Annotated in this window: 2 tRNA genes and 3 rRNA genes; all 5 read right to left on the bottom strand. The window is 51.4% G+C overall.

The features are described 5' to 3' along the window. Window positions 1-53: 53 nt before the first annotated feature. Window positions 54-166, bottom strand: a 5S ribosomal RNA gene (gene rrf / locus Q9R47_RS24065). Window positions 167-284: 118 nt separating this feature from the next. Then, window positions 285-3162: ribosomal RNA gene (locus Q9R47_RS24070) — 23S ribosomal RNA — on the bottom strand. A 359-nt stretch (window positions 3163-3521) separates the two neighbouring features. Beyond that, window positions 3522-3597: transfer RNA gene (locus Q9R47_RS24075), tRNA-Ala, on the bottom strand. A 32-nt stretch (window positions 3598-3629) separates the two neighbouring features. Then, window positions 3630-3706: transfer RNA gene (locus Q9R47_RS24080), tRNA-Ile, on the bottom strand. A 69-nt stretch (window positions 3707-3775) separates the two neighbouring features. Then, window positions 3776-5304 (bottom strand): 16S ribosomal RNA (locus Q9R47_RS24085). Together the 16S, 23S and 5S rRNA genes with 2 tRNA genes alongside form the textbook arrangement of a ribosomal RNA operon. Between the last annotated feature and the right edge of the window lie 276 nt (window positions 5305-5580).

Genomic DNA, 5580 nt, shown 5'->3' on the forward strand with positions numbered 1-5580 from the left:
AAGCAAAACGCCCCCAGACCAATGTTGATCTGAGGGCGGTTTGGGCTGTAGGAGCCTGACGATGACCTACTTTCACACGGGAACCCGCACTATCATCGGCGCAAAGTCGTTTCACTGTCCTGTTCGGGATGGGAAGGAGTGGGACCAACTTGCTATGGTCATCAGGCATAAAGGGTTGCTGTCCTGGGGTTGAGGTCAGGACGGCGAATTCATAGAGAGGAATCAGATTATGTGTTTGATTGCGTCACTTGGCATAACAACCTTGACGTTTTTGTCAAAGTTATAGGGTCAAGCCGCACGAGCAATTAGTACTGGTTAGCTTAAGCGCTTGCACGCCTTCCACACCCAGCCTATCAACGTCCTGGTCTTGAACGACTCTTCAGGGGGCTCGAGGCCCCGGCAGATCTCATCTTGAAACGAGTTTCCCGCTTAGATGCTTTCAGCGGTTATCTCTTCCACACTTAGCTACTCGGCAATGCCACTGGCGTGACAACCGATACACCAGAGGTGTGTCCACTCCGGTCCTCTCGTACTAGGAGCAGGCTTCCTCAAATCTGCAGCGCCCACGGAAGATAGGGACCAAACTGTCTCACGACGTTTTAAACCCAGCTCACGTACCTCTTTAAATGGCGAACAGCCATACCCTTGGGACCGGCTACAGCCCCAGGATGAGATGAGCCGACATCGAGGTGCCAAACACCGCCGTCGATATGAACTCTTGGGCGGTATCAGCCTGTTATCCCCAGAGTACCTTTTATCCGTTGAGCGATGGCCCTTCCATACAGAACCACCGGATCACTATGTCCTGCTTTCGCATCTGCTCGACTTGTCAGTCTCGCAGTTAAGCACGCTTATGCCATTGCACTATCGTCACGATGTCCGACCGTAACTAGCGTACCTTCGAACTCCTCCGTTACGCTTTGGGAGGAGACCGCCCCAGTCAAACTGCCTACCATGCACTGTCCCCGATCCCGATAAGGGACCTGGGTTAGAACCTCAAACGCACCAGGGTGGTATTTCAACGTTGGCTCCATGAGAACTAGCGTCCTCACTTCAAAGCCTCCCACCTATCCTACACAGATCCGTTCAAAGTCCAATACAAAGCTACAGTAAAGGTTCATGGGGTCTTTCCGTCTTTCCGCGGGGAGATTGCATCATCACAAACATTTCAACTTCGCTGAGTCTCAGGAGGAGACAGTGTGGCCATCGTTACGCCATTCGTGCAGGTCGGAACTTACCCGACAAGGAATTTCGCTACCTTAGGACCGTTATAGTTACGGCCGCCGTTTACTGGGACTTCAATCAAGAGCTTGCACCCCATCATTTAATCTTCCAGCACCGGGCAGGCGTCACACCCTATACGTCCACTTTCGTGTTTGCAGAGTGCTGTGTTTTTATTAAACAGTCGCAGCCACCGATTTTTTGCAACCGCTTTGGGCTCCCTTTGTTCAAGTTCACCTACTTGCGGCATACCTTCTCCCGAAGTTACGGTATCAATTTGCCGAGTTCCTTCTCCTGAGTTCTCTCAAGCGCCTTAGAATACTCATCTCGCGCACCAGTGTCGGTTTGCGGTACGGTCGTGTGTAGCTGAAGCTTAGTGGCTTTTCCTGGAAGCAGGGTATCACTCACTTCGTCTGCAAGCAGACTCGTTATCACCCCTCATCTAAGCCTGGCGGATTTGCCTACCAGGCACGACTACAGGCTTGAACCAACATATCCAACAGTTGGCTGAGCTAACCTTCTCCGTCCCCACATCGCACTACACATCGGTACAGGAATATTGACCTGTTTCCCATCAACTACGCATCTCTGCCTCGCCTTAGGGGCCGACTCACTCTACGCCGATGAACGTTGCGTAGAAAACCTTGCGCTTACGGCGAGGGGGCTTTTCACCCCCTTTAACGCTACTCATGTCAGCATTCGCACTTCTGATACCTCCAGCATCCGTTACCAGACACCTTCACAGGCTTACAGAACGCTCTCCTACCACGCACAGTAAACTGTGCATCCGCAGCTTCGGTAACTGGCTTAGCCCCGTTACATCTTCCGCGCAGGACGACTCGATCAGTGAGCTATTACGCTTTCTTTAAATGATGGCTGCTTCTAAGCCAACATCCTGACTGTTTTAGCCTTCCCACTTCGTTTCCCACTTAGCCAATTTTAGGGACCTTAGCTGGCGGTCTGGGTTGTTTCCCTCTTGAGTCCGGACGTTAGCACCCGGTGCTCTGTCTCCCAAGCTGTACTCGTCGGTATTCGGAGTTTGCCTTGGTTTGGTAAGTCGCCATGACCCCCTAGCCAAAACAGTGCTCTACCCCCGACGGTAATACTTGAGGCACTACCTAAATAGTTTTCGGAGAGAACCAGCTATTTCCAAGTTTGTTTAGCCTTTCACCCCTATCCACAGCTCATCCGCTAGTTTTGCAACACTAGTCGGTTCGGACCTCCAGTACCTGTTACGGCACCTTCATCCTGGCCATGGATAGATCACTTGGTTTCGGGTCTACACCCAGCGACTGGACGCCCTATTCGGACTCGATTTCTCTACGGCTTCCCTATTCGGTTAACCTTGCCACTGAATGTAAGTCGCTGACCCATTATACAAAAGGTACGCAGTCACCCTTGCGGGCTCCTACTTTTTGTAAGCATGCGGTTTCAGGATCTATTTCACTCCCCTCCCGGGGTTCTTTTCGCCTTTCCCTCACGGTACTTGTTCACTATCGGTCGATGATGAGTATTTAGCCTTGGAGGATGGTCCCCCCATATTCAGACAGGGTTTCTCGTGCCCCGCCCTACTTTTCTCTAGCTCAGTACCACACGTCTGTTTTCGCATACGGGGCTATCACCCACTATGGCCGGACTTTCCATTCCGCTTTGCTAACAGTCGTGCTATCACTAGAAGGCTCCTCCGATTTCGCTCGCCACTACTTTCGGAATCTCGGTTGATGTCTTTTCCTCGAGCTACTGAGATGTTTCAGTTCACCCGGTTCGCCTCGCATGACTATGTATTCATCATGCGATACCTCTTGCGAGGTGGGTTTCCCCATTCAGAAATCTCCGGATCAATGCTTGTTTGCCAGCTCCCCGAAGCTTATCGCAGGCTATCACGTCTTTCGTCGCCTATCATCGCCAAGGCATCCACCACATGCTCTTAGTCACTTGACCCTATAACTTTGACATCTCTTGCGAGATACCACAGTCTTCTTTCAAGGACTTGCGAGGTCTTTCACCTCGCGCGTTATGCCGTAATGTGAATAATTCCTCGATATCACTATCAAGAAACATTCGTCATTACTGAATTTCAACTAGCTTTCGCAAATTGAACATTCGTTTTGACGCAATCAAAAAATTGTCATCAGAGGCACGGTCTGCACTAAACCTTTACGAATGTGCAGTTTCCTCTGACAACTCTGATTCGACTCTATGAATTTTTAAAGAACAGCCGATTGATCCGGTCTATACCGGACCAACAACAAAGAAGCCTCTTGCGAAGCCGCTTTGGTGTTGGAATACTTGTCGTTGATTGGTGGAGGATGACGGGATCGAACCGACGACCCCCTGCTTGCAAAGCAGGTGCTCTCCCAGCTGAGCTAATCCCCCACTGATCCTCGCCATCTATTGTTCGGAAGATTTGGTGGGTCTAGTTGGGCTCGAACCAACGACCCCCGCCTTATCAAGACGGTGCTCTAACCAGCTGAGCTACAGACCCATGTCGGTTAGCACCGACTCTTCCAACAACCGATAAGTGTGGGCGTTCAATTTTGAATGCAGTTTCCAGAAAGGAGGTGATCCAGCCGCACCTTCCGATACGGCTACCTTGTTACGACTTCACCCCAGTCACGAACCCTGCCGTGGTAAGCGCCCTCCTTACGGTTAGGCTACCTACTTCTGGCAGAACCCGCTCCCATGGTGTGACGGGCGGTGTGTACAAGACCCGGGAACGTATTCACCGCGACATTCTGATCCGCGATTACTAGCGATTCCGACTTCACGCAGTCGAGTTGCAGACTGCGATCCGGACTACGACTGGCTTTATGGGATTAGCTCCCCCTCGCGGGTTGGCAACCCTCTGTACCAGCCATTGTATGACGTGTGTAGCCCCACCTATAAGGGCCATGAGGACTTGACGTCATCCCCACCTTCCTCCGGTTTGTCACCGGCAGTCCCATTAGAGTGCCCTTTCGTAGCAACTAATGGCAAGGGTTGCGCTCGTTGCGGGACTTAACCCAACATCTCACGACACGAGCTGACGACAGCCATGCAGCACCTGTGTTACGGCTCTCTTTCGAGCACTCCTCTATCTCTAAAGGATTCCGTACATGTCAAAGGTGGGTAAGGTTTTTCGCGTTGCATCGAATTAAACCACATCATCCACCGCTTGTGCGGGTCCCCGTCAATTCCTTTGAGTTTCAACCTTGCGGCCGTACTCCCCAGGCGGTCAACTTCACGCGTTAGCTTCGTTACTGAGTCAGTGAAGACCCAACAACCAGTTGACATCGTTTAGGGCGTGGACTACCAGGGTATCTAATCCTGTTTGCTCCCCACGCTTTCGTGCATGAGCGTCAGTGCAGGCCCAGGGGATTGCCTTCGCCATCGGTGTTCCTCCGCATATCTACGCATTTCACTGCTACACGCGGAATTCCATCCCCCTCTGCCGCACTCCAGCAATGCAGTCACAAATGCAGTTCCCAGGTTGAGCCCGGGGATTTCACATCTGTCTTACATTACCGCCTGCGCACGCTTTACGCCCAGTAATTCCGATTAACGCTTGCACCCTACGTATTACCGCGGCTGCTGGCACGTAGTTAGCCGGTGCTTATTCTTACGGTACCGTCATGACCTCCCTTTATTAGAAAGAGGCTTTTCGTTCCGTACAAAAGCAGTTTACAACCCGAAGGCCTTCATCCTGCACGCGGCATGGCTGGATCAGGCTTGCGCCCATTGTCCAAAATTCCCCACTGCTGCCTCCCGTAGGAGTCTGGGCCGTGTCTCAGTCCCAGTGTGGCTGGTCGTCCTCTCAGACCAGCTACAGATCGTAGGCTTGGTAAGCCTTTACCCCACCAACTACCTAATCTGCCATCGGCCGCTCCGTTCGCGCAAGGCCTTGCGGTCCCCTGCTTTCATCCATAGATCTTATGCGGTATTAGCAAAGCTTTCGCCTCGTTATCCCCCACGATCGGGCACGTTCCGATGTATTACTCACCCGTTCGCCACTCGTCAGCATCCGAAGACCTGTTACCGTTCGACTTGCATGTGTAAGGCATGCCGCCAGCGTTCAATCTGAGCCAGGATCAAACTCTACAGTTCGATCTTGAAATTTAAAGTCTTTCGACTCAACTCATAAAAACGGAATTGAAGTGAACTTCACTTCTATTCTCATGAGCGTTTGTAGTGCTAAGCACTAGTTCCGAAGAACTTGGCACTCGCCATCAAACGCCCACGCTTATCGGCTGTATATTTTTAAAGAACCAGAAGATCAGATTTCACTCTTTTCTTCCCAACCCGCTGTAATCAGCAGAGCCTCGAATTCTATCAGGCTTTTTAAAAACCTGTCAAACTCTGTGGTTATTCGCTTCTTTCATC

The sequence above is a fragment of the Acidovorax sp. PRC11 genome, from assembly GCF_031844105.1.
GTDB lineage: Bacteria > Pseudomonadota > Gammaproteobacteria > Burkholderiales > Burkholderiaceae_C > Paracidovorax.